This is a genomic window from Mesorhizobium sp. M8A.F.Ca.ET.208.01.1.1, from assembly GCF_004791315.1.
GTDB lineage: Bacteria > Pseudomonadota > Alphaproteobacteria > Rhizobiales > Rhizobiaceae > Mesorhizobium.
In genome coordinates, this window is sequence record NZ_SRUT01000334.1 from 1 (window position 1) to 296 (window position 296).

At 65.5% G+C, this 296-nt stretch carries 1 protein-coding gene; it reads left to right on the forward strand.

Annotated features, from left to right (window positions below):
• On the forward strand, positions 1–296 hold a 296-nt coding region (locus tag EN851_RS35535; protein ID WP_189587370.1), incomplete at both ends, for an aminotransferase class IV.

A 296-nucleotide genomic window follows, 5' to 3' on the forward strand; every position in this document is an offset into this window, starting at 1 on the left:
CTTTCCGGCACCGTCAGCGGACACGGGACTGCCTTGCGCGTGCGCCTTGCCCTGCAGCGCAATGGCGAGGCGACAGCCGCCGCTCAAGCCTACGAACCGCTGCCCGCGGACAAGATCTGGCGGCTTCAGCTGGCGCGCATCCGCCTCGATTCAGGCAACATGCTGCTGCGCCATAAGACAAGCCGTCGCGAGACTTACCAGCATGCGCGCGCGGAATATCTCGCGACCCGCGCCGACGAAGTACTTTTGGCCAACGAGCGCGGCGAGCTCTGCGAGGGCACGATCACCAACCTCTT